Here is a 23,012-nt window from a genome sequence, read left to right as displayed (position 1 = left end):
ACCGGCGGACGCGGATGCACCGCCGCCGCCCCCGGCCGGTCGCGCGGGCCCGGCCAGGGGCGCGGTAGCGCTCCCCTGACCCGGTGGCCGTGCGCCTCAGCTACAGCCCGAGGTGGAACCGCACCCTTCGCAGGCGTAACAGGATCCGGCGGGGCGCATCTTGGTCCCGCAGGTCATGCACAACGGCGCGTCGGCCGCCTTGCCGAGCTGCAGATCGACCAGTTCGGCTGTGCTCTGCGCCGGGCGGCCGGTGTCCTCGGTCCCCTCGTCCGCGGCCGGTCGCCCAGCCGAATGGACGCCGGTGCGCAGCGCCTCCAGATCCACGTTGTCCTGGCCACCGCCGTAGTCGGCCTCCACCTGGGCGGCCCGCTCCCCCGCCGTGAAGATGCCGAGCTGCGCACGCTTGTCGTAGGACAGGTAGTCGAGCGCAAGCCTGCGGAACAGATAGTCGAGCACGCTGGTCGCGATCCGGACGTCGGGATCGTCGGTCATTCCCGCGGGCTCGAACCTCAGATTCGAGAATTTCGACACGTAGAACTCGAGGGGGATTCCGTACTGCAGCCCGACCGAGATGGACATGGAGAACGCGTCCATCACGCCCGCCAGGGTGGATCCCTGTTTGCCCAGCTTGACGAAGATCTCGCCGAGACCGTCGTCCGGGTAGGAACCCGCGTGCAGGTAGCCTTCCGCACCGCCGACGGTGAACGACACGGTCTGGCTCGGCCGCTTCTTCGGCAGCCGCTTGCGCACCGGCCGGTACTCGACCACCGGCTGCGCGGCCGGGGTCGCCGAACTCTGTTCCTTGCCGCCGGTGGACAGTGGCTGGCCGACCTTGCAGTTGTCCCGGTAGATCGCGAGCGCCTTGAGCCCACCCTTCCAGCCCTGGAAGTAGATCTCCTCGACGTCCTCGACCGTGGCCGACTCCGGCATGTTGACGGTCTTGGAGATCGCGCCGGACAGGAACGGCTGCACCGCGGCCATCATTCGCACGTGGCCCATCGGGGCGATGGACCGCTCTCCCACCGCGCAGTCGAAGACCTCCTGGTGCTCGGGGCGCAGACCGGGCGCACCCACGACATGGCCGTGCCGCGCCACGTAGTCGACGATCGCCTCCACCTGCTCGTCCTGGTATCCGAGCGAGGACAGCGCGCGCGGGACCGTCTGGTTGACGATCTGCATCGAGCCTCCGCCGACCAGCTTCTTGAACTTCACCAGGGAGAAGTCGGGCTCGATACCGGTGGTGTCGCAGTCCATCATGAAGCCGATGGTTCCGGTGGGCGCGAGCACGCTGGCCTGTGCGTTACGCCAGCCGTGCAAGGCGCCGATCTCCAGGCAGCGCTGCCATTCGGTCGTGGCGAGATCGCGCACCCGCGCGTCGTTCTGGTACGAGGTGCGGATGGCGTCGTTGGCGGCGGCGTGCTTGCGCATGACCCGCCGGTGGGCCTCGCTGTTGCGGACGTAGCCCTCGTACGGACCCACGGCGGCGGCGAGCTCAGCCGACCGCCGGTAGGACACGCCCGTCATCAGCGAGGTGATCCCGGCGGCGAGCGCCCGTCCGCCGTCGGAGTCGTACGCGTGCCCGGTCGCCATCAGCAGGGCGCCCAGGTTGGCGTAGCCGATGCCGAGCTGGCGAAAGCTCCGGGTGGTGTCGCCGATGGCCTCGGTCGGGAAGTCCGCGAAACAGATGGAGATGTCCATCGCGGTGATCACGAACTCCACCGTCCTGGCGAAGCGTACGGCGTCGAAGGTGCCGTCGGCGGCGAGGAACTTCATCAGGTTCAGTGAGGCGAGATTGCAGCTCGAGTTGTCCAGGTGCATGTACTCCGAGCACGGGTTGGACGCGGTGATCCGGCCGGACTCCGGGCAGGTGTGCCAGTCGTTGATCGTGTCGTCGTACTGCATGCCGGGGTCGGCGCACTCCCACGCCGCCTGGGAGATGGTGCGGAACAGGGTCTTCGCGTCGGTGTGGTCGATGACCTCACCGCCGAGCCGGGCACGCAGGCCGAACTCGGTCCCGTTCTCGACCGCCCGCATGAACTCGTCGGACACTCGGACCGAGTTGTTCGCGTTCTGGTATTGCACCGAGGAGATGTCCGCACCACTGAGATCCATGTCGAAGCCGGCATCGCGCAGGACACGGATCTTCTTCTCCTCGCCTGCCTTCGTCCGGACGAACTCCTCCACATCGGGGTGGTCGACGTCGAGCACGACCATCTTCGCCGCGCGCCGCGTCGCCCCGCCCGACTTGATGGTGCCCGCGGAGGCGTCCGCCCCGCGCATGAACGACACCGGGCCGGACGCGGTCCCGCCGGAGGACAGCAGCTCGCGGGAGGAGCGGATGCGGGAGAGGTTCAGGCCCGCCCCGGAACCGCCCTTGAAGATGAGCCCTTCCTCGCGATACCAGTTGAGGATCGACTCCATCGTGTCGTCCACGGACAGGATGAAGCAGGCCGACACCTGCTGGCGGGAGGCGGTGCCGACGTTGAACCAGACCGGGGAGTTGAAGCTGAACACCTGGTGCAGCAGCATCCAGGTGAGTTCGTGTTCGAAGATCTCGGCGTCCTCGTCGGAGCCGAAGTATCCGTGCCGGGTACCGGCGACGACATAGGTCCGGACGACCCGATCGATGAGCTGGCGGAGACTGTGCTCCCGCGCCGGAGTGCCGACAGCGCCGCGAAAGTACTTGCTGGTGACGATGTTCGTCGCGTTCACCGACCACGATTCGGGGAACTCGACACCCCGCTGCTCGAAGTTCACGGTGCCGTCGCGCCAGTTCGTCATCACGACGTCGCGCTGTTCCCAGGCGACCTCCTCGTACGGGTGCACGCCGGGGGTGGTGTGCACCCGCTCCAGCCGCAACCCGACCGTGCCACTGTCCTGCGGCGGCCTGTCCCGGCCCGCGCTCCCGGTGTGAAACTGGCCCGTCCCCACGGTTTCCGTCATGCGATTCCCCTCGCTCCCTCGAACCGCCGACAGTCAGTCGCCGGCCCCGCTGTCATCGTCGCCCGCGGGCGATGCCGAACCCGCTATGGCCTCCCTCAGGTCGGCGATCTCCTTCTCGAAGTCCTCGATGGAGGAAAACGAGCGGTAGACACTGGCAAAACGCAGATACGCGACCCCGTCGAGTTCACGCAGCGGGCCGAGAATCGCCAGCCCGACCTCGTGACTGGGAATCTCGGCGACCCCCGCGGAACGGATCGTCTCCTCGACGCGCTGCGCGAGTTGCTGCAAGGCGTCGTCGTCGACCGGGCGCCCCTGGCAGGCGCGGCGCACTCCGCGGACCACCTTGTCGCGGCTGAACTGCTCGGTGACCCCGGCCCGCTTCACCACGGCCAGGACCATCGCCTCGGAGGTGGTGAACCTGCGGCCGCATCCCGAACAGGAACGACGGCGGCGGATCGACTGCCCCTCGTCCACCTCGCGCGAGTCGACGACCCTGGAGTCGGCGTGCCGGCAGAACGGGCACCGCACCGCCGATCACCTTCCTTCCGCCGCGCCCACGACGGTCCGGCCACTCCGGTCCCCGCCATCGTCCGGCACCGGACGTCGAGATGTGGACAATTATCTCCGATACTACCCCAACCTGTGGACAAGTCGCGGTCGCACACCTACTAGATGTAGGGGTGAGCGTAGGTCGCCCCCCAGGGCCACGCAAGCACCTCGTCCGAGTGAGAAACGCGCCGGGACTCAGCCGGCGGAGACCGCCGCACCGCCCTGCACCGGCACCGCGATCGCCATACCCGGCGAGACCCCACTGCCGGCCAGGCCGTTCAGTTCCTCGATCCGGCGCACGACCGAGGCCGGCTCACTGTCCGGGGCGTACCGGGAAGCCACCTCCCACAGGGTCTCCCCCGGCGCGACCGAGACCAGAGCCGTCTCCTCCGGAACACCCGAGGCGGCAGGCACGGACTGCGCCAGCACGCCGAGACCGACCACCGCGGCGAACACCGCCAGCCCGAGCAGCAGGAGCCAGCCCCAGCGCGGTGCCATCCGGCGGGGAGCACACGCCGGCCGCGCGGCCCGCCCGCGGCCCGCGACCACCCGGACCCGGGTCGGCGGCCGACGCACCTCGCCCCGGCGCACCGGGCCGTGCGGCGACACCGGACGCAACGGCCGGAGCCGCTGTTCCGGGACGCCCGAGGTCGCCCGCCCGTCCCGCCCCGGACGCTGCGGCACCCGCGGATCCGCCCGGCGGCGATCGCCCCGGACACCCCCATCAACCAGCACCGACATCTCGGAACCTCCTCGCAGCTCCACGGTCAGGCGGCACCTGTGCGACAGGGGGACCCGTCCTCGTGCACGCCTCGCAGTCGAACAGACGTTCTATCGAACGTCCGTGCGAATGTCTATCACCCGGAGCCGACAAAATCGAGCGAACACGGCGTGTCGTTCGAACAGATGTTTGATATCTTCCGATCATCGCGCTAGCGTCCTCGACCAGCACAAGGGCCGGTTCCGCGAGACATCGACCAGTGTCCGGCCGTCCGGAAACACGAGTTCGGCGCCGCCGGTGACACGCCGGGCAACGACGACGGCAACGCCCGCGACGGGCAGCAGCGAGAGCGGTACGGCGACAACAGCGACATTGCAACAACAGACAGCGACGGCGGGACGGCGGAACGAACCCGGCACCACAAGCACACACGCAACAGCACGACAACAACAGCAGTAGCAGCAGAGCAGAGCGAACGCAGTCGCGGCGGCACGCCGGCGGCCACGGTGACACCGAGCGGCACCACCGTGGCACGGGTGGCGGGGACGGCCGGACCGGCGGACCCCCGCGGCGATTCGCCGAGGGCCCGCGCCGGTGCGGTACCGGCGGGGGCGGACGTGGCGGCAGCGGTGCCGGCACGGGGCACGGCATCAACCGGGAGGCAGCACAGTGGCACGTGGGAGCAAGGACGAGACACCGGGCAAGGTGCACACACTGCCCGAGGTCGAGGACACCACCGACGGGCTGACTCCACGCCAGCGGCAGGTGCTGGAAGTCATCCGCGCGTGGGTGGACCGTTTCGGCTACCCACCCAGCGTTCGCGAGATCGGCGAGGCCGTGGGCCTGAACTCGACCTCCTCGGTCTCGCATCAGCTACGGGCCCTGCAGCGCAAGGGATACCTGCGCCGCGACGCCAACCGGCCACGCGCCGTGGGCGTGCTCGCCGCCGACGCCGATCCCGCAGCGACAGCGGAGGCAGCCGAGGCCGCCGAACGGATGCCGAAGCCCGCCTACGTCCCGTTGCTCGGCCGGATCGCCGCCGGTGGGCCGGTGCTCGCGGAGCAGGCGGTCGAGGACGTGTTCCCCCTGCCACGGGACATCGTCGGCGAGGGCGAGGTGTTCCTGCTCAGCGTCGCGGGCGACTCGATGGTCGACGCGGCCATCACCGATGGCGACTGGGTGGTCGTCCGGCAGCAGCCCGAGGCGGAGAACGGCGACATCGTCGCCGCGATGATCGACGGCGAAGCGACGGTGAAGACGTTCAAACGTAAGGACGGCCACGTCTGGCTGATGCCGCACAACGAGGCGTACGAACCGATCCCCGGCGACGACGCCAGCATCCTCGGCAAGGTCGTGGCCGTGCTGCGGCGGCTCTGACCCCGCGGAGTCAGCGACGCCGGGACGACCAGGCCCGGAAACCGACGAGCGCCCCCATGGCGACGAGCACCGAGATCACCGCGGCGGGCAGTGCCGGGATGCCCGCCCCGTCCGCTGAGGCAGCTTCCCCCGCACCCGCCGGTTCGGGCGAGCCCTCCGGGGTGTCACCGTCCTCTGCCGAACGGGCGGTGGCCAGTGCGGCGGCCTCGGGCACCGAACGCAGTGGCTCCCCGGCGCCCTCGCTCGCCGCCAGCAGCGCACCGTCCGGCGCGAACGCGATCGCCTCGCCCTGCCGCTCACCGGGCAGCGGAACCCGCACCGGTTCACGGCCGAATGCCGCGAGGACATCACCGTCCGGTACCGCGTACAGGTAGGCGTCGGTGTAAGTCCGGATGGCCACCACCGAACCGTCGGCGGCCGAGGCGGCACCGGTCACCAGGACCGAACCGGCCGAGCCCACCGGCCCGCCCGGGGTGTCGGTCGACTCGATGTCGAGCGAGCCGACCTTCTCCAGGTCCACCGGCCCCGGGCTCGACAGCGGGCCCACCGGCCGGTACACACCGGAACCGCCGAGCACGTTCTTCGTCACGATGTACGGCACGCCCGCGCCATCGAGCAGCAACGCCTCCGCGTCGTGCGCCCCGTCCGGATACCGCAGCCGGTACAGGGTCGCCGCCCCATCCGGGGTCACCGCGTGCAGCGCGACGGTCTCCCGCCGCTTGCGATTGTCACCGGTGTCGGCCAGCCAGAAGGTGCCGTCCGCTCCTCTGGCCAGGTCCTCCACGTCGAACGGGTCCGTCTCGGCGTTGATCACCCGCTGCCGGGCACAGTCCCGGCCCAGAACAACGATCTCGATCCGGGTTCCCCCGTCGCTGACCGCGTAGACGTGGTCCTCGTCGGCGACCATGCCGGACAGTTCGGCCAGCCGCGGGTCGTCCACCGTGCACACCGTGCGTGGTGCGGGCGGCTCGGCGGAGGCGGCGGGCACGGTGGTCGCCGCGGCCACCACCGAAACGGCGGCGAGCACGGCGGTCCGGCGGATCTGTGTCACGGCACCGACGCTAGTGGCCCGGCGCCGGGATCGGGGCGAACGACACCACCGCTCAGGCGGGCGAGCCGTGCACGACGAACTCGCTCAGTGCCGCGGCGAGATCGGGATGCACTCTGGCCCGCAGTCGCGTTCCGTCCTCGACGTGATCCTCGGCGAGCACCTCGCCGTCGGCGTGGGTTCGCGAGACCAGTTCCCCGCGGGTGTACGGGATGAGTACCTCGACAACGACCTCGGGACGCGGCAACCGGACGGCGATCGCCTCGGCCAGTGCGGGCACGCCCTCGCCGGTGCGTGCCGAGACGGCGATCGAACCCGGCAGCACATGCCGCAACCTGGCCAGCGCGATCTCGTCCGCCGCGTCCGACTTGTTGATCACCAGCAGTTCCGGCGGCAACGGCTCGGTGCGCTTCCCGGTGATCTCCGCCAGCACCTCGTGCACGGCGTTCACCTGCTCCTCCGGCGCCTGGTCGGCACCGTCCACGACGTGCACGAGCAGGTCGGCGTCCGCCGCCTCCTCGAGCGTCGAGCGGAACGCGTTCACGAGCTGATGCGGGAGGTGGCGGACGAAACCGACCGTGTCCGTCAGGGTGAACACCCGTCCGTCCGAAGTGGACGATCGCCTCGTGGTCGGGTCCAGCGTCGCGAACAGCGCGTCCTCGACGAGCACGCCCGCGCCGGTGATCGCGTTGAGCAGACTGGACTTCCCGGCGTTGGTGTAGCCCACGATCGCCACGCTGGGCACCTCGTTGGCGACCCGGCGGCCGCGCTTGGTCTCGCGGATGGTGTCCATCGACGCGATCTCCCTGCGCAGCTTCGCCAGCCGCTTGCCGATCCGCCTGCGGTCGGTCTCGAGCTTGGTCTCACCGGGACCACGCAGGCCCACTCCGCCGTTACCGCCGCCCGCCCGGCCACCGGCCTGCCGGGACAGCGACTCACCCCAGCCGCGCAACCGCGGGATGAGGTACTGGAGCTGGGCCAGTTCGACCTGGGCCTTACCCTCCCGTGAACTCGCGTGCTGGGCGAAGATGTCCAGGATCAGCGCGGTCCGATCGATGACCTTGACCTTCACCTTGGACTCGAGCTGCCGCAACTGCCCGGGTGAGAGTTCACCGTCGCAGATGACGGTGTCCGCGCCGGTGGAGCGCACGATTCCGGCGAGCTCGCGGACCTTGCCCGAACCGATGTAGGTGGCCGGATCCGGACGGGTCCGGCGTTGCACTATGCCTTCGAGCACCTCGGAGCCGGCCGTCTCGGCGAGCCGGGCCAGTTCGGCCAGCGAGGCCTCGGACTGTGCTGCGGTGCCCTCGGTCCACACGCCCACCAGCACCACACGCTCCAGGCGCAACTGCCGGTACTCGACCTCGGTGACGTCGTCGAGCTCGGTGGACAACCCGGCCACGCGGCGCAGCGACGCGCGGTCCTCGAGTTCCAGTTCGCCCGTCGAAGGATCGTCCTCGTAGGCGGGCCCGTCGACAGCTTCGATGTTGGTCAAGGGTCTCCCGTATGTCGGTGGTCGGTGTCGTTGTTCCATCGTCCCACGTGTCGGGGAAGAATCCGAGCGGATTACCCCGGGAGCGGGGCCGCTAGACCGGGGGTGCCGCAGCGGCGAGTTCGCCCCGCCTGCCCACGAGGTCAACCGGATGAGCCGCGCCGGTATTCCGGCGGCGAGCTGCGTTCGCCACGGGCGGAGGGCATCCGGGTGATAAGTGATGGACGCCTGTCTGGCAGGGGCGGCACGGTGTTCCCATGCCCACCGCCTCGCTGTTCCGTCACGCGGATTTCCGTCGGCTGTGGGCCGGGGACACGGCCAGCCAGTTCGCCACCTTCACCGGCCACACGGTGCTGCCCCTGCTCGCGGCGACGGTGCTGTTCGCCTCGCCCGCGCAGATGGGCCTGCTGGCGGCGGCCGAGCACGCGGCCTTTCTGCTGCTCGGGCTGCCTGCCGGGGTATGGGTGGACCGGATGCGCAGGCGGCCGTTGATGATCCGGGCCGGCCTGGTGCGTGCCCTGCTGCTGCTCAGCGTGCCGCTGGCCGGCTGGTTCGGCGTGCTGACGCTGACCCAGCTCATGCTGGTCGCCGCCCTGGTCGGCGTGTCGACCCTGTTCTTCGACATCGCGTACCAGTCGTTCCTGCCGTCGCTGATCGGGCGGGCGCGCCTGCTCGACGGCAACGCGAAGTTGCAGGCGAGCCAGTCGGTCGCGCAGGTCGGTGGGCCCGGGATCGGCGGCGGTCTCGCCCAGCTCGCCGGGGCCGCGAACGCCGTCCTGCTCACCGGCTGCGGCTACCTGGTGTCGGTGTTCGCCCTGTGGCGGATCCGTTCGGTGGAACCGCGACCCTCGCGGGACGTGGACACCACCCTGCGCGCCGAGGTGGCCGAGGGGTTGCGATTCGTGTTCGGCAACCCCTCGCTGCGGGCGATCGTCTGCGCGACCGCCACGGCGAATCTGTCCGGCGGCGCGTTCACCGCGCTGGAGGTCCTCTTCCTGACCCGTGACCTCAGTCTGCCCGCCGGGGAGGTAGGGCTGCTGCTCGCGCTGGGCGGGATCGGCGGGGTGACGGGGGCGCTCACCGCCCGGGCGTGGACCGCGCGGCTGGGACAGGCGCGTGCGATCTGGCTGGTCCCGTTGTGCACTTGGCCCTCTGCCCTGCTCGTCCCGCTCGCGGCGCCGGGCTGGCGGGTGCTGCTGGTGGCCGCCGGGCTCGCCGGGATCGCCTACGGCGGCGTGGTCTACAACGTGGCCCAGGTGACCTACCGGCAGGCGATCTGCCCGGACCGGCTGCTCGGCCGGATGAACGCCAGCGTCCGCTTCGTCGTCTGGGGCGTGCTGCCGATCGGCGGTCTGGCCGGCGGGTGGCTGGCCGAGGCGATCGGCGTGCACGGTGCGATCTGGGCGTGCACTGCCGTCATGGCACTGGGGCCGTTCTGGGTGATCTGCTCACCGCTGCGGCGCGTCCGGGACCTGCCCTCGGATCCGGACGCGGGACGACCGTGACTCGACGGACGGGCCCGGCTCGCGGGCTGGGGCCGTGGCGTGGACCGGTCTCCGCGACGGCCGGACTTGCGCGCGCGGAAGTCCGGTGACGGGGATCAGCGGATCGAGACGCCTCAGCCCGCGTCGTCCCACCAGCGGGTGTCGAGTTCGCCCCTGGCCACCAGTACCGCCGACCCGGTGAGCGTGGACTCCCCGGACCCGACGGTCACCGCGACGGTGCCACCGAGAATGTCCACAGTGGATTCACCGGTGTCGGTACCGGCCAGGTGCAGGGTCGCCGCCACGGCCGCGACGGTGCCGGTGCCGCAGGCCCGGGTCTCCCCCACGCCACGTTCGAACACCCGCATCCGCAGCGAGGCGGGGCCCGTCGTGTCGACGAACTCCAGGTTCACCCCGTGCGGGAAGAAGTCCGTGTCGTAGACCGGGGCCTCGCCGAGATCGAGGGTGTCCACGTCCCCGTCGGTGAAGGACACCAGGTGTGGATTTCCCACGTTCACGGCGACACCGGAGAACTCCCGGCCGCCGACCGTGGTGACCGAACTGCCGGTGACCGTGGCCGGTCCCATGTGGACGGTCACCGAGCCGTCCGGGTGGGCACGGACCAGTCGCTCGCCGGCCCTGGTGGCCACGGCGAACTCGTCGGCGGTGACCAGGCCTGCGTCGACGAGGTAGCGGGCGAAGACCCGCACGCCGTTGCCGCACATCTCGGCGATCGAGCCGTCCGCGTTGCGGTAGTCCATGAACCACTCGGCGCCCGGCCCGGCACCGTCCCGCCCGGCGCCACCCTGCTCGCCGAGGGCCGCGGTGCGGACCACACGCAGCACCCCGTCCGCGCCGAGGCCGGCCCGGCGATCGCACAGCGTCGCCACCCGGCTCGGGGTGAGGTCCAGTCGTCCGTCTATGTCGGGCAGCAGGACGAAGTCGTTCTGTGTGCCGTGTCCCTTGAGGAATTCGATACCGCCCATGCACCCAAGGTTACGTGCTGAGCGCGTCGAGGACGCGTCCGGTCAGGCCGTCCGCGGCACCGTCGAACCAGCGGATCCGCTCGTCCCGGCGGAACCACGATCGCTGGCGGCGGACGAAACGGCGGGTGGCCCGCGCGGTCGCGGTCGCCGCCTCGGCCAGATCGCCCTCGCCGTCGAAGACGCGCAGCACCTGCTGGTAGCCCAGTGCCCGGGCAGCGGTGGTGCCCCGGCGCAGGCCGGCCTCCTCGAGTGTGCGGACCTCCTCGGCGAGCCCGTCCGCGAACATGCGCCGCACCCGCAGGTCGACCCGCGCGTCGAGCTCGGTCACCTCGCGGTCGACACCGATCAGCACGGCGCCGTACCGGGCGGGTCCCGGCACCGGCAGGTTCGCGGAGAACGGTTCACCGGTGATCTCGAGGACCTCCAGTGCCCGCACGATCCGGCGCGCGTTCGACGGCAGGATCGCGGCGGCCGCGGCGGGGTCGAGCACGGCGAGCCGCTCGTGCAGCGCGCCGGAGCCGAGCGCGTCGGCCTCGGCGGACAGCCGGGCGCGCACGGCCTCGTCGGTGCCGGGGAAGCGCAGGTCGTCGAGTACGGCCTGCACGTACAGCCCGGATCCGCCGACCAGCACCGGCACGGTGCCCGCCGCGAGCAGGCCCTCGACGACGGCGCGGGTGTGCCGCTGGTACGCCGCGACCGACGCGGTCTCGGTGACGCCCAGTACGTCGAGCAGGTGGTGCGGCACGCCGCGGCGTTCGCCGGGGGTCGCCTTGGCCGTGCCGATGTCCATACCCCGGTAGAGCTGCATGGCGTCGGCGTTGACCACCTCACCGCCGAGGGCCAGCGCGAGTTCGACGCCGAGCGCGGTCTTACCGGTCGCGGTGGGGCCGACGACGGCCACCGGCCGGGTCATCCGGGGACCCGCCCGGACATCCCGGCCCGTGCCGTCACCGGGCCGGACTCCGGTCGTCGGAGTGTCTCCTGGGCTCGCACGATCACGTGGAGCGAGGCTACCGGTGGCCGGTGATCGCGCGCCGGAGTACCACCGAAGGCGCTGACCTGTTTGAATGCCGTCAGGGGCGCGAGCGTCCCGACGACACCGAAACACCACCGAGCACGACCCGGCCGCACCCTCGGGTGGGGCGCCCGCCGCCGGCGGGCTGACAGGCAGAAGGAGCCGGCGATGGCCGAGCAGAACACGCCCAGTGGTACCGGTGCCCCGGCACCCCACCCGGTCCCGCACGCGGTCGGCGGCACGCACGCCGCGCCCCCGGTGCCGCAGGCCGAGCCGCACCCGGACCGCTGGGGGCGGGTGGACGGGGAGGGCAACGTCTACGTCCGGACGACCGACGGCGAGCGCGCGGTCGGCGTCTGGCAGGCCGGCTCGCCGGAGGAGGGGCTGCTGCACTTCGCCCGCCGCTTCGACGATCTGCGTACCGAGGTCGAGTTGCTGGAAACGCGGCTGTCGGCGGGCAGCGGCGATCCCAAGCAGTCGCTGCACAGTGCGACCCACCTGCGGGACGGACTGGCCGACGCCGCCGTCGTCGGCGACCTCGCCGCACTGCGGGCCAGGGCGGACCATGTGGTCGCCCACGCCGAACGGTCCCTGGCCAACGCGAAGCAGGAACGCGAGCAGGCCCGTACCGCCGCGGTCGGGCAGAAGCAGGCACTGGCCGAGGAGGCGGAGAAGATCGCCGCCGAGTCGACGCAGTGGAAGGTCGCGGGCGACCGGCTGCGCGCCATCCTCGACGAGTGGAAGACGATCAAGGGCGTCGACCGCAAGACCGACGATGAGCTGTGGAAGCGTTTCTCCAAGGCGCGTGAGGGGTTCAATCGCCGTCGCGGTTCGCACTTCGCCGAACTGGACAAGCAGCGGGCGGCGGCGAAGAGCCGCAAGGAGGAGCTGATCGCGGAGGCGGAGGCGATCTCCGGCTCCACCGACTGGGGGACGACGGCCGGGCGGTACAAGGACCTGATGGCCGAGTGGAAAGCTGCCGGCCGGGCCCCCAAGGACAGCGACGACGCGCTCTGGCAGCGCTTCCGGGCCGCCCAGGACGTGTTCTTCGCCCACCGTTCCGAGGCGTTCTCCGAGCGGGACGCCGAGTTCGCGGGCAACGCCACCCAGAAGGAGGAACTTCTGGGTGAGGCGGAGAAGATCGATCCGGCGGCGAACCTGGACGCCGCGAAGGCGCAGCTTCGCCGGATCCAGGAGCGCTGGGACGAGATCGGCAAGGTGCCTCGCGAACGCATCCGGGATCTGGACGGCAGGCTCAAGGCGGTGCAGGACAAGGTCCGCTCGGCGGAGGAGTCCAAGTGGCGCCGCTCGGACCCGGAGGCGCAGGCGCGCGCGGCGCAGTTCAGGGAGCGGGTCGAGCAGTTCGAGTCGCAGGCGGAGAAGGCGCGTGCGGCCGGCGACGAGCGACGGGCGAAGCAGGCCGAGGAGCAGGCGGCGCAGTGGCGCGAGTGGATGGCCGCCGCGGAGCAGGCGGTCGCCGACCGCTGAGCGGGTGAGTGTGGTGTCCGGCCCGGGTGCGCGTCCGCGGCCCGGGCCGGTTCACGTCCGGGACCAGGCGGTGCGCATCCACAGCACGGCCAGCACGACCATCGCGATGATGGACAGGATCATGCCGGCACCCGGACCGCCGCCGACCGTGCCGGTGGCCGCCGAGGACTGCTGCGACCACACGGCGAGCATGCCGTCGACGGAGGCGAACCAGCCGCCGACCGCGCCCACCCAGGTGAGCCACCAGCGCCGGGTGAGCAGTGCGAGCACGGAGCCGACCACGCCGACGAGGGTGGCCGTGGCGGCGAACAGTCGCGGGATCGCGCCGCCGTCGCCGGTGACCAGCACCTGCCAGCCGGAGATCTCGCCCACCCATGGCAGCAGCAGGCCGGCGACGAGCAGCAGCACGGCGAGCGCGATGGTGACCGCGCGCTGCTGACCGAGGACGACCGTGCGGGCGGTGCGCGCACCGACCTGGTCGATCTCGGCGGCGAGCCCGTCCACGTCGGTCGCGGCGTCCGCCTCGGACCTGGCTTCGTGGCCCCCGGTGGTGTCCGGCATCAGGCACATCCTCCCGCGACGGGCAGCGGTGCGGGCGCGCCGAACGAGGGCAGGCCCAGCCCGACACCGTCGGTTCTGGGACGCAGGCCGGCCTCGGCGTTGTCACCCGCCCTGGTGCGCCGGTGGGTCGTCAGATCCCCGTCGGCGACGAGGTGGTGCGGTGCGGCGTAGGTGATGGCGGTCTCGACGACGTCGCCCGGCCGGACGGCGGTGTCCACCGCGGCGCCGACGGGGACGAAGTGCACCAGCCGCCCGTCCCGGGCCCGGCCGCTCATCCGGTCGGTGGCGGCGTCCTTGCGTCCCTCGCCGGTGGCCACGAGCAGTTCGACCGTGCGTCCGAGGAGTTTCTTGTTCTCTTCCCAGGAGATCTCGTTCTGTAACCGGACCAGTCGTTCGTAACGCTCCTGCACGACCGGCTTCGGAAGCTGGCCGTCCATCTCCGCGGCGGGCGTGCCGGGCCGTTTCGAGTACTGGAAGGTGAAGGCACTGGAGAACCGGGCCCGCCGGACCACCTCGAGGGTCTGCTCGAAGTCCTTCTCGGTCTCGCCGGGGAAACCGACGATGATGTCGGTGGTGAGCGCGGCGTCCGGCATCGCGGCCCGCACTTTGTCCACAATGGACAGGAAACGCTCGGACCGGTAGGAGCGGCGCATGTCCTTGAGCACCTTGTCGGAACCGGACTGCAGCGGCATGTGCAACTGGTGGCAGGCGTTCGGCGTCTCGGCCATTGCGTCGATGACGTCCTCGGTGAACGAGGCCGGGTGCGGCGAGGTGAACCGGACGCGCTCAAGGCCCTCGACGCCACCACAGGCACGCAGCAGCTTGCCGAAGGCCTGCCGGTCGCCGAACTCCACTCCGTAGGAGTTGACGTTCTGCCCCAGCAGGGTCACCTCCAGCACACCCTCCCCCACGAGCGCCTCGACCTCGGCGAGGATGTCTCCGGGGCGGCGGTCGCGCTCCTTGCCGCGCAGCGCGGGCACGATGCAGAACGTGCAGGTGTTGTTGCACCCCACCGAGATCGACACCCAGCCGGAGTGCGCGGAGTCGCGCCGGGCAGGCAGCGTCGAGGGGAACGTCTCCAGCGACTCGAGGATCTCCACCTCGGCCTCGGCGTTGTGCCGGGCCCGTTCGAGCAGGGTGGGCAGCGAACCGATGTTGTGCGTGCCGAACACGACGTCCACCCAGGGGGCACGCTTGACGATCTCGCCGCGGTCCTTCTGCGCCAGGCAGCCGCCGACGGCGATCTGCATGCCGGGCTTGGCGTCCTTCGCCGGGCGCAGGTGCCCGAGCTGGCCGTAGAGCTTGTTGTCGGCGTTCTCCCGGACCGCGCAGGTGTTGAACACGACCACGTCCGCGGCCTCGTCGCCCGCGGGGACGTATCCCGCCTCTTCGAGCCCGCCCGCGAGCCGCTCGGAGTCGTGCACGTTCATCTGGCACCCGAGGGTGCGGATCTGGTAACTCCGGCTCACCCGTTACTCCCGCATCGCCTGACAGCCTGAAACCGTGAACCCTCAGGGTATGCCCCCTGCCCGGGCGGCCGGACGCTGGCCGCGACCGGGAGTGGGGCCCGTCCGCCCGGGGTTCGCGCTCAGAGCCCGAGGTGGAGGCGGAGGGCATCGTCGAGGCGGTGCATGAGCGCGGGCGGGACGCGCCCCGCGCGCCGCCCGACCCGGCCCACCGAGACCGAGCGCACCTGTTCGGCCTGCGCCTTGGAGTCGAGGGCCAGACCGCAGTCCTGCGCGGGCAGCAGCACCTGGAACGGGTAGACGCTGGTCACGTTCGAGGTGACCGGGACGACGGTGACGACCCCGCGCCCGCGCCGGGCGGCGACCGCGTTCGCCCCGTCGTTGCTGACGATCACCGCCGGGCGGGTCTTGTCCGCTTCCGAGCCGCGCACCGGTTCGAGGTCGACCATGCGGATGTCGCTGCGGCGCATCAGCGGATGCCGGCGTGCGCGTGGCCGGCGATCCCGTCGCCGGTCGCGGCGTCCCAGGCCTGCTCGCCCTCGTCCGTCCACTCGTCCCAGGCGGCGCCGTAGGCATCCTCGAGCTGTGCGGTGCGCAGTAGGTCGACGGCACGCTGGATGACCGCGGAGCGGGATCGGATGTCCGCTCGCGCGGCGTAGTCGTCGATGAACGCCACATCGTCCTCGGCCAGGCTCACGCTCAGTTTCACAGGGTCAATGCTACTCATGGTGCCACCCGGGTGCCACCAGCTGCGGCACCGCCCTCGGGCACCGTGCGTGCCGGTCGCCCCGCTACAGTGACCCCGCCTACGGCCATCCGGGGGGCCATCGGTCCTACATCGGGTGACACGTAGGTTGCGTTTTGATCCATTACGACCTCCCGGTGCGTCGTTCGGTGTTAGATGCCCGGAGTCACCGAAATACAGCTATGCCCCGAGCAGCTCGCCAACTGGAGGCCAGATGACCGCAGCGACGCCCGCGCCGCCGATGATCAAGGCGGCCGCCGTGAACAAGTTCTTCGGCGACCTGCACGTACTCAAGGAGATCGACTTCGAGGTCGAACGCGGCCAGGTGGTCGTGGTCCTGGGACCGTCCGGGTCCGGCAAGTCGACGCTGTGCCGCGCGATCAACCGGCTGGAGCCGATCAACTCCGGCGAAATCGCCGTGGACGGCAAGCCGCTGCCCGCCGAGGGCAAGGAACTGGCGGCACTGCGCGCGGACGTCGGGATGGTCTTCCAGTCCTTCAACCTGTTCGCGCACAAGAGCATCCTGGACAACGTGATGCTCGCGCCGCTGAAGGTCCGCAAGGTCTCCTCGACCGAGGCACGCAAGAAGGCCATGGAACTGCTGGAGCGGGTCGGCATCGCCAACCAGGCCGACAAGTATCCGGCGCAGCTCTCCGGCGGTCAGCAGCAGCGCGTGGCGATCGCCCGCGCGCTCGCGATGAACCCGAAGGTGATGCTCTTCGACGAGCCCACCTCGGCACTGGACCCGGAAATGGTCCAGGAGGTCCTGGACGTGATGACCGACCTCGCCAAGGAAGGCATGACGATGCTGGTCGTCACGCACGAGATGGGCTTCGCCCGCCGTGCCGCGCACCGGGTCGTGTTCATGTCGGAGGGCGAGATCGTCGAGGACTCCAGCCCCGAGGAGTTCTTCACCGCCCCGAAGTCGGACCGTGCCAAGGACTTCCTCGGCAAGATCCTGACCCACTAAGAGATCCGCGGCGCGGGTTTCCGTGCCGTCGCAACCAGAAAGCGGGAGAGTGCACATGAGGATCCGCACCCTTGCGGTCGGACTGATGGTGGGCAGCCTTGCCCTGACCGCCTGCGGCAAGGAAGGCAGCCCGACCGACCAGGGCTCGGCCCCGCAGCAGGAGGCCGCCCAGGACGTCACGGTGGCCGGCTCGCCGACCTTCGACAAGATGAAGGCCGCGGGTCGCGTCTCCATCGGCGTCAAGGAGGACCAGCCGGGTCTGGGATACAAGGACCCGACGACCAACGAGTACTCCGGCTTCGACATCGAGATCGCCAAGCTCGTCGCGGCGAAGCTCGGCTTCGGCGATGACAAGATCGACTACAAGGCCGTTCCCTCGGCCGGTCGCGAGCAGGCCATCGCCGCCGGTGACGTGCAGTACTACGTCGGTACGTACACGATCAACGATAAGCGCAAGGAGCAGATCAGCTTCGCGGGCCCGTACTTCGTGGCCGGTCAGGGCCTGCTGGTGAAGGCGGACAACACCGACATCACCGGCAAGGACACGCTCAAGGGCAAGAAGGTCTGCTCGGTCACCGGCTCGACGCCGATCCAGAAGGTCCGCGACGAGGGCCTGACCGAACCGGGCAACATCGTCGAGCTCCAGCAGTACTCGCAGTGCATCTCGCAGCTCGACGCGGGCCAGGTCGACGCGGTCACGACCGACGACGCGATCCTGAAGGGCTACGCGGCGCAGGAGACGGACAAGTTCAAGATCGCCGGCGAGCCGTTCTCCGACGAGCCCTACGGCATCGGCCTGCCCAAGGAGGACAAGGCCCTGCGGGACAAGGTGAACGACATCCTGCAGGCCTCGATCGACGACGGCACCTGGCAGACCATCTACGACAACACGCTGGGCAAGTCGGGCGCTCCCGCGGAGAAGCCGACCATCGAGCGGTACTGATTCGACGGACACTAGCCGGCGGGGCGCCTTGCGTCCCGCCGGTTTCCGTACCGGGTCCGAAATCTTCGTCCCCGATCGCAAAAGGCACCAAGGAAGATCATGGATGTCCTGCTAGACAACCTCGACCTGTACGGTCCGGGTTTCCTGACCACGATCGAGCTGTTCGCGCTCTCGGCCATCGGAGCCCTGATCCTGGGCACCTTTCTCGCGATGTTGCGAGTCAGTCCGGTGCCGGTGTTCCGTATCGTCGCGACCACATACGTCACCCTGTTCCGGAACACCCCGCTGACGCTGATTTTCTTCTTCTTCGCGTTCGCGTTCCAGTTTCTGGAGATCGTGCAGATCTCCTTCTTCACCGCGGCGGTCGTGGCTCTGAGCCTCTACACGGCGGCGTTCATCTGTGAGGTCGTCCGCTCGGGTATCAACACGGTGCCGGTCGGCCAGGCCGAGGCGGGCCGGGCCCTGGGACTCACGTTCGGCCAGATCCTCGGCAACGTGGTGCTGCCGCAGGCGACCCGTTCGGTGGTGCCGCCGATGGTCAGCACCCTGATCGCGCTGCTGAAGAACACGACGATCGCCGCGGGCTTCTCGGTCGTCGAGGCGGGCGCGATCCAGGCGTACCTGTCCGAGCGCGGCTACAGCGTGCTGATCGGCCTGCTCTGGGTGGCCTTGTTCTTCGTCATCCTCGTGACCCCCCTGACCCTGCTGCAGCGCAGCCTCGAGAAGCGGTGGAGCGTGGCCCGATGAGTTCCGTCCTGTTCGACATCCCGGGCCCGAAGGCCCGGCTCCGCAACCGGCTCTACGCCGTGATCGGCACCGCCGCCATAATCGGGCTGCTGGCGTTCGTCATCATCAGGTTCGCCGCCGCCGGCCAGTTCGAGGGCAAGCTCTGGAGCTGGCTTCAGTACGAGACCGTCCAGATCGGCATCGTCCAAGCGCTCGGCAACACGCTTCGGGCGTTCGCCGTGGCCGCGGTGCTGGCGCTGATCTTCGGCGCGGTCTTCGCCATCGGCCGACTCTCCGACAAGGCGATCTTCCGGATCCCGTCCACGGCGATCGTGGAGTTCTTCCGCGCGATCCCGCTGGTAGTGATGATCTTCATCTTCTACTACGGCATGAGCGTCGGCGCGCCCTTCTATGCGGTCGTGCTCGGATTGACGCTGTACAACGGCTCGGTGCTGGCCGAGGTCTTCCGTGCCGGTGTCATTTCGCTGCCCAAGGGCCAGAGCGAAGCCGCCTACGCCGTGGGCATGCGCAAGACCCAGGTGATGACACTGGTGCTGCTGCCCCAGGCGTTGCGTGCGATGCTCCCGGCCATCATCAGCCAGCTCGTCGTGCTGCTCAAGGACACCGCACTCGGCTTCATCATCACCTACGAGGAACTGTTGCGCTACGCACGTTACCTCGGTGGCCTGGCCGAGTTCGGCCGTCCGCTGGTGCCGATCACTATCGTCGTCGCGGCGGTGTACATCGCGATGTGCCTGCTGCTCACCGGTCTCGCCCGTTATCTGGAGAAGCGCAACCGGCGTAGCAAGAAGGCGCCGGACGGGCCGACGGAAGCGGACAACGAACTGGCTCTAGCCAACGCCAATACCGGCCAGCTCCGGTAGTTCGTCAGCGGTACCGACCTACCCGACGCCCGGTGTGCGATTCGCACACCGGGCGTCGTCGTTGTCGGGGTTCGACGTGAACCCCTTGTCCCACAACGCTTTGCACACCGACCGTGCCCCTTCGGCGCTTACCGCGCGGCCGTCACGGCGCTAGGCTCGGACACGACCTGGTGGCGAGGAGAAGCCCGATGACGCAACCCGACCAGTACGACGTGATCGGCGAACTGTACGAACGGACCAAGGCCCTGCCGGTGTGCCGGGCGGAGACCGCGACGCTGATGTCCGCACTGCCGTCGCTGGCCGGACGTTCGGTACTCGACGTCGCCTGCGGCACCGGCTACTACCCGCGGTTGTTCAAGCGGGCCGGGGCGGGCCGGGTCACCGGAGTCGACTCCTCACGGGTGATGATCTCCTACGCCTCACGGGTCGAGGAGCACGATCCACTCGGCATCTCCTACGAGGTCAGCGATGCGGCGACGCTGCCCCGCTACGGCGAGTTCGACGTGGTGACGGCCGTGTGGCTGCTCGGCTACGCCGAGGGTGAGACGGCGCTGGACGGAATGCTCACCAACCTGCGGGCGAACCTCGCCGAGGGCGGGACCTTCGCCGCACTCGTGCCCAACCCGGAGATCGACTGGGACGGTCTGGGAATCCTGCCCCGGTACGGCATCGCGGCGCAGCGCACCCGCGACTCCAAGGGCAGACAGGGTTACGCGGTACGTGTCGAAGGCGACCCGCCGTTCGAGTTCGAGGGCTACACCTGGCCACCCGGCGTCATCGAGTCCGCGATGAAGCGCGCCGGGTTCACCGGTGTGCTCCGGCACGATCCGGTCGTGCCGGAGCCGAGCGACCACCCGCACGACACCGGCTACTGGGACGCGCTCTTCGCGAATCCGACGTTCGCCGTCTACAGCGCCCGCTGAGTGGCTACCTGCCGCGGCGGAACAACTTGTTGCCGAGCCAGACGATCGGGTCGTACTTCTGGTCGGCGACCCGTTCCTTCATCGGAATGAGCGCGTTGTCGGTGATGTGGATGCCCTCCGGGCACACCTCGCTGCAGCACTTGGTGATGTTGCAGTAGCCGAGACCGTGTTCTTCCTGCGCCTCCTCGCGCCGGTCCGCGACGTCCAGCGGGTGCATCTCCAGTTCGGCGATCCGCATCAGGTAGCGCGGCCCGGCGAACGATTCCTTGTTCTCCTCGTGGTCGCGGATGACATGGCAGGTGTCCTGGCACAGGAAGCACTCGATGCATTTGCGGAACTCCTGCGAACGTTCGACGTCCACCTGCTGCATCCGGTACTCCCCCGGCTTCAGCCCCTCGGGCGGGGTGAATGACGGGATCTCCCGGGCCTTGGTGTAGTTGAACGACACATCGCAGACCAGGTCCCGGATCACCGGGAACGTCCGCATCGGCGTGACGGTGATGACCTCGTCCTCGGTGAAGGTCGACATCCGCGTCATGCACAGCAGGCGTGGCCTGCCGTTGATCTCCGCCGAGCAGGATCCGCACTTGCCCGCCTTGCAGTTCCACCGCACGGCGAGGTCCGAGGTCTGGGTCGCCTGCAGGCGGTGCAGGATGTCGAGGACGACCTCGCCCTCGTTCACCTCGACCGTGTAGTCCCGCAGCTCGCCGTCCTCGGAATCCCCGCGCCACACCCGGAAACTGGCCTGGTAACCCATCAGTCGGTCCTCCCGGGGTGCGACGCCAGTTCTGGGTCGGTGTAGTACTTCTCCAGTTCCGTCAGCTCGAACAATGCGATCAGGTCGTCCCGCATCGGCGTCTGCTCCTTGCGGGACACCTCGACGGCAGGCGCGACCGGATCGTCGTCCGCGGTCGAGCAGACCAGCAAAGCGTTGCGCCACTGGGAATCCATCTGCGGATGGTCGTCGCGGGTGTGCCCGCCGCGGCTCTCCGTGCGCAGCAGCGCGGCCCGCGCGACGCACTCACTGACCAGCAACATGTTGCGCAGGTCCACGGCGAGGTGCCAGCCGGGGTTGAACTGCCGGTGCCCCTCCACGACCACGTTGCCGATGCGCGACTTGATGTCGGCCAGCTTCTCCAGTGCCCGCTCGATCTCCTCGGCCTTGCGGATGATCCCCACCAGATCGTTCATCGACTGCTGCAGCTCGGTGTGCAGGGTGTAGGGGTTCTCCTCGGTGCCCCCGCCGGGCGGATCGAAGGGCGACAGCGCCATCTTCGCCGCGGCGTCCACATCGGACTCCGACACCGCTGGCCTCGACTCCAGCGAGTCCACATAGGACGCCGCACCGAGACCGGCCCGCCTGCCGAACACCAGCAGGTCCGAGAGCGAGTTGCCCCCGAGCCGGTTCGAGCCGTGCATCCCGCCGGAGCACTCCCCCGCGGCGAACAGACCGGGCACACTCGCCGCCGCGGTGTCCGGATCGACCTCGATCCCGCCCATCACGTAGTGGCAGGTCGGCCCGACCTCCATTGGCTCCGCGGTGATGTCGACGTCGGCCAGTTCCTTGAACTGGTGGTACATCGAGGGCAGTCGCTTCTTGATCTCCTCGGCGGGCAGGCGGCTCGCGATGTCCAGGAACACGCCACCGTGCGGGGAGCCGCGGCCCTCCTTCACCTCGGAGTTGATCGCGCGGGCGACCTCGTCACGGGGCAGCAGGTCGGGGGTGCGGCGGTTGGCCTCCTGGTCGGTGTACCAGCGGTCCGCCTCCTCCTCGCTGTCGGCGTACTGGCCTTTGAACACGTCGGGGACGTAGGAGAACATGAACCGCTCGTTCTCGGTGTTCTTCAGCACGCCGCCGTCACCGCGCACGCCCTCGGTGACCAGGATGCCCTTCACACTCGGCGGCCAGACCATGCCGGTCGGGTGGAACTGCACGAACTCCATGTTGATCAGCTTCGCCCCGGCGCGCATCGCCAGCGCGTGCCCGTCACCGGTGTACTCCCAGGAGTTCGAGGTGACCTTGAACGACTTGCCGATACCGCCGGTGGCGAGCACCACGGCGGGCGCGTCGAACAGGATGAAGCGGCCGCTCTCGCGCCAGTAACCGAAGGCGCCGGAGATCCGGCCGTCGTCGGTGAGCAGCTCGGTGACCGTGCACTCGGCGAAGACCTTGATCTTGGCCTCGTAGTCGCCGTGCTCGGCGAAGTCCTCCTGTTGCAGGGACACGATCTTCTGCTGCATGGTGCGGATCAGTTCGAGCCCGGTGCGGTCGCCGACGTGGGCCAGGCGCGGGTAGGTGTGGCCGCCGAAGTTGCGCTGGCTGATCCGCCCGTCGGCCGTACGGTCGAACAGCGCACCGTAGGTCTCCAGCTCCCACACCCGGTCCGGCGCCTCCTGCGCGTGCAGCTCGGCCATCCGCCAGTTGTTCAGGAACTTCCCGCCACGCATGGTGTCGCGGAAGTGCACCTCCCAGTTGTCCCGTTCGTTCGCGTTGCCCATCGACGCCGCACAGCCGCCCTCGGCCATCACCGTGTGCGCCTTGCCGAACAACGACTTGCACACCACCGCGACGCTGAACCCGCGTTCGCGGGCCTCGATGACCGCGCGCAGGCCAGCACCGCCCGCACCGATCACCACAACGTCGTAGCCGTGCCGTTCCACCTCGGTCATGAAATGTGCCACCTCGGAATG

The 23,012-nt window shown here is 69.7% G+C and carries 21 protein-coding genes; 8 read left to right on the top strand and 13 right to left on the bottom strand.

Annotated elements, in window-relative coordinates:
* Positions 1-96 precede the first annotated feature (96 nt).
* The 3 genes from CFN78_RS05045 to CFN78_RS05035 form a co-directional block, all read right to left on the bottom strand.
* The gene (locus CFN78_RS05045; RefSeq protein ID WP_094861382.1) at positions 97-2,943 is read right to left on the bottom strand and encodes a vitamin B12-dependent ribonucleotide reductase; all 2,847 of its coding nucleotides are present in this window, start codon (positions 2,941-2,943) and stop codon (positions 97-99) included.
* Positions 2,944-2,976: 33 nt separating this feature from the next.
* Positions 2,977-3,471: a transcriptional regulator NrdR gene (gene nrdR / locus CFN78_RS05040; RefSeq protein ID WP_094861381.1), complete on the bottom strand. Its 495-nt coding sequence runs from the start codon at positions 3,469-3,471 to the stop codon at positions 2,977-2,979.
* A 216-nt stretch (positions 3,472-3,687) separates the two neighbouring features.
* On the bottom strand, positions 3,688-4,233 hold the full coding sequence (locus CFN78_RS05035) for a LysM peptidoglycan-binding domain-containing protein (RefSeq protein ID WP_110494988.1): 546 nt from the start codon (positions 4,231-4,233) through the stop codon (positions 3,688-3,690).
* Between the two features lie 649 nt (positions 4,234-4,882).
* Between CFN78_RS05035 and lexA the strand changes: the two genes are divergently transcribed.
* Positions 4,883-5,590, top strand: a complete 708-nt coding sequence (gene lexA / locus CFN78_RS05030; protein ID WP_094861380.1) for a transcriptional repressor LexA — start codon at positions 4,883-4,885, stop codon at positions 5,588-5,590.
* Between the two features lie 10 nt (positions 5,591-5,600).
* On the opposite strand, the gene CFN78_RS05025 is transcribed toward lexA, so the two are convergent.
* Together CFN78_RS05025 and hflX are read right to left on the bottom strand one after the other, a co-directional pair.
* On the bottom strand, positions 5,601-6,632 hold the full coding sequence (locus CFN78_RS05025; RefSeq protein ID WP_240519290.1) for a hypothetical protein: 1,032 nt from the start codon (positions 6,630-6,632) through the stop codon (positions 5,601-5,603).
* Positions 6,633-6,693: 61 nt separating this feature from the next.
* Positions 6,694-8,133 (bottom strand): GTPase HflX, encoded by a 1,440-nt coding sequence (gene hflX / locus CFN78_RS05020; RefSeq protein ID WP_420807852.1) that lies wholly within the window; start codon positions 8,131-8,133, stop codon positions 6,694-6,696.
* Between the two features lie 254 nt (positions 8,134-8,387).
* On the opposite strand from hflX, the gene CFN78_RS05015 reads away from it, so the two are divergent.
* On the top strand, positions 8,388-9,635 hold the full coding sequence (locus CFN78_RS05015; protein ID WP_094861378.1) for an MFS transporter: 1,248 nt from the start codon (positions 8,388-8,390) through the stop codon (positions 9,633-9,635).
* Between the two features lie 113 nt (positions 9,636-9,748).
* On the opposite strand, the gene dapF is transcribed toward CFN78_RS05015, so the two are convergent.
* Both dapF and miaA read right to left on the bottom strand, forming a co-directional pair.
* On the bottom strand, positions 9,749-10,600 hold the full coding sequence (gene dapF / locus CFN78_RS05010; protein ID WP_094861377.1) for a diaminopimelate epimerase: 852 nt from the start codon (positions 10,598-10,600) through the stop codon (positions 9,749-9,751).
* A gap of 10 nt (positions 10,601-10,610) precedes the next feature.
* A complete protein-coding gene (gene miaA, locus CFN78_RS05005; RefSeq protein WP_094861376.1) occupies positions 10,611-11,513 on the bottom strand; it encodes a tRNA (adenosine(37)-N6)-dimethylallyltransferase MiaA in 903 nt (300 codons plus the stop codon).
* Positions 11,514-11,783: 270 nt separating this feature from the next.
* Between miaA and CFN78_RS05000 the strand changes: the two genes are divergently transcribed.
* A complete protein-coding gene (locus CFN78_RS05000; RefSeq protein WP_094861375.1) occupies positions 11,784-13,103 on the top strand; it encodes a DUF349 domain-containing protein in 1,320 nt (439 codons plus the stop codon).
* A 51-nt stretch (positions 13,104-13,154) separates the two neighbouring features.
* Here the strand turns inward: CFN78_RS05000 and CFN78_RS04995 are convergent, their stop codons facing one another.
* The 4 genes from CFN78_RS04995 to CFN78_RS04980 form a co-directional block, all read right to left on the bottom strand.
* A complete protein-coding gene (locus CFN78_RS04995) occupies positions 13,155-13,664 on the bottom strand; it encodes an Rv2732c family membrane protein (protein WP_094861374.1) in 510 nt (169 codons plus the stop codon).
* Positions 13,664-15,133 carry a tRNA (N6-isopentenyl adenosine(37)-C2)-methylthiotransferase MiaB gene (gene miaB, locus CFN78_RS04990; protein ID WP_094861373.1) on the bottom strand — a complete coding sequence of 490 codons (1,470 nt, stop codon included), beginning with the start codon at positions 15,131-15,133 and terminating at the stop codon, positions 13,664-13,666. Before miaB ends, CFN78_RS04995 begins: the two co-directional genes overlap by 1 nt.
* 119 nt (positions 15,134-15,252) lie before the next feature.
* The gene (locus CFN78_RS04985) at positions 15,253-15,600 is read right to left on the bottom strand and encodes a type II toxin-antitoxin system PemK/MazF family toxin (protein ID WP_094861372.1); all 348 of its coding nucleotides are present in this window, start codon (positions 15,598-15,600) and stop codon (positions 15,253-15,255) included.
* Positions 15,600-15,839, bottom strand: a complete 240-nt coding sequence (locus tag CFN78_RS04980; protein ID WP_094861371.1) for a ribbon-helix-helix domain-containing protein — start codon at positions 15,837-15,839, stop codon at positions 15,600-15,602. The genes CFN78_RS04985 and CFN78_RS04980 overlap by 1 nt, the downstream gene beginning before the upstream one ends.
* A 277-nt stretch (positions 15,840-16,116) precedes the next feature.
* Between CFN78_RS04980 and CFN78_RS04975 the strand changes: the two genes are divergently transcribed.
* From CFN78_RS04975 to CFN78_RS04955, 5 genes are all read left to right on the top strand, one after another.
* Positions 16,117-16,845, top strand: coding sequence for an amino acid ABC transporter ATP-binding protein (locus CFN78_RS04975; protein WP_205660436.1), 729 nt, complete (start codon positions 16,117-16,119; stop codon positions 16,843-16,845).
* Between the two features lie 55 nt (positions 16,846-16,900).
* Positions 16,901-17,788: a glutamate ABC transporter substrate-binding protein gene (locus tag CFN78_RS04970; protein ID WP_094861369.1), complete on the top strand. Its 888-nt coding sequence runs from the start codon at positions 16,901-16,903 to the stop codon at positions 17,786-17,788.
* Positions 17,789-17,887: 99 nt separating this feature from the next.
* Positions 17,888-18,535 carry an amino acid ABC transporter permease gene (locus CFN78_RS04965; RefSeq protein WP_094861368.1) on the top strand — a complete coding sequence of 216 codons (648 nt, stop codon included), beginning with the start codon at positions 17,888-17,890 and terminating at the stop codon, positions 18,533-18,535.
* Complete coding sequence (locus tag CFN78_RS04960) at positions 18,532-19,398, top strand: amino acid ABC transporter permease (protein ID WP_094861553.1); 867 nt, start codon at positions 18,532-18,534, stop codon at positions 19,396-19,398. The genes CFN78_RS04965 and CFN78_RS04960 overlap by 4 nt, the downstream gene beginning before the upstream one ends.
* Positions 19,399-19,586: 188 nt before the next feature.
* Positions 19,587-20,321 (top strand): class I SAM-dependent methyltransferase, encoded by a 735-nt coding sequence (locus tag CFN78_RS04955; RefSeq protein ID WP_094861367.1) that lies wholly within the window; start codon positions 19,587-19,589, stop codon positions 20,319-20,321.
* 4 nt (positions 20,322-20,325) lie between these two features.
* On the opposite strand, the gene CFN78_RS04950 is transcribed toward CFN78_RS04955, so the two are convergent.
* On the bottom strand, positions 20,326-21,078 hold the full coding sequence (locus CFN78_RS04950) for a succinate dehydrogenase/fumarate reductase iron-sulfur subunit (RefSeq protein WP_094861366.1): 753 nt from the start codon (positions 21,076-21,078) through the stop codon (positions 20,326-20,328).
* On the bottom strand, positions 21,078-22,991 hold the full coding sequence (locus tag CFN78_RS04945) for a fumarate reductase/succinate dehydrogenase flavoprotein subunit (protein WP_094861365.1): 1,914 nt from the start codon (positions 22,989-22,991) through the stop codon (positions 21,078-21,080). Before CFN78_RS04945 ends, CFN78_RS04950 begins: the two co-directional genes overlap by 1 nt.
* Positions 22,992-23,012: the final 21 nt, after the last annotated feature.

This window comes from Amycolatopsis antarctica (assembly GCF_002262875.1).
GTDB lineage: Bacteria > Actinomycetota > Actinomycetes > Mycobacteriales > Pseudonocardiaceae > Amycolatopsis > Amycolatopsis antarctica.
The sequence above is the reverse complement of the archived record's forward strand: the minus strand, read 5'-3'. Positions and strand labels throughout refer to the sequence as shown.

Bases quoted from the DNA above. Each gene is read 5' to 3' on its own strand.
- CFN78_RS05045 (WP_094861382.1), bottom strand. From the start codon at position 2,943: ATGACGGAAACCGTGGGGACGGGCCAGTTTCACACCGGGAGCGCGGGC.
- CFN78_RS05035 (WP_110494988.1), bottom strand. From the start codon at position 4,233: ATGTCGGTGCTGGTTGATGGGGGTGTCCGGGGCGATCGCCGCCGGGCG.
- CFN78_RS05015 (WP_094861378.1), top strand. From the start codon at position 8,388: ATGCCCACCGCCTCGCTGTTCCGTCACGCGGATTTCCGTCGGCTGTGG.
- dapF (WP_094861377.1), bottom strand. From the start codon at position 10,600: ATGGGCGGTATCGAATTCCTCAAGGGACACGGCACACAGAACGACTTC.
- miaA (WP_094861376.1), bottom strand. From the start codon at position 11,513: ATGACCCGGCCGGTGGCCGTCGTCGGCCCCACCGCGACCGGTAAGACC.
- CFN78_RS05000 (WP_094861375.1), top strand. From the start codon at position 11,784: ATGGCCGAGCAGAACACGCCCAGTGGTACCGGTGCCCCGGCACCCCAC.
- CFN78_RS04995 (WP_094861374.1), bottom strand. From the start codon at position 13,664: ATGCCGGACACCACCGGGGGCCACGAAGCCAGGTCCGAGGCGGACGCC.
- CFN78_RS04985 (WP_094861372.1), bottom strand. From the start codon at position 15,600: ATGCGCCGCAGCGACATCCGCATGGTCGACCTCGAACCGGTGCGCGGC.
- CFN78_RS04975 (WP_205660436.1), top strand. From the start codon at position 16,117: ATGATCAAGGCGGCCGCCGTGAACAAGTTCTTCGGCGACCTGCACGTA.
- CFN78_RS04970 (WP_094861369.1), top strand. From the start codon at position 16,901: ATGAGGATCCGCACCCTTGCGGTCGGACTGATGGTGGGCAGCCTTGCC.
- CFN78_RS04965 (WP_094861368.1), top strand. From the start codon at position 17,888: ATGGATGTCCTGCTAGACAACCTCGACCTGTACGGTCCGGGTTTCCTG.
- CFN78_RS04960 (WP_094861553.1), top strand. From the start codon at position 18,532: ATGAGTTCCGTCCTGTTCGACATCCCGGGCCCGAAGGCCCGGCTCCGC.
- CFN78_RS04955 (WP_094861367.1), top strand. From the start codon at position 19,587: ATGACGCAACCCGACCAGTACGACGTGATCGGCGAACTGTACGAACGG.
- CFN78_RS04950 (WP_094861366.1), bottom strand. From the start codon at position 21,078: ATGGGTTACCAGGCCAGTTTCCGGGTGTGGCGCGGGGATTCCGAGGAC.
- CFN78_RS04945 (WP_094861365.1), bottom strand. From the start codon at position 22,991: ATGACCGAGGTGGAACGGCACGGCTACGACGTTGTGGTGATCGGTGCG.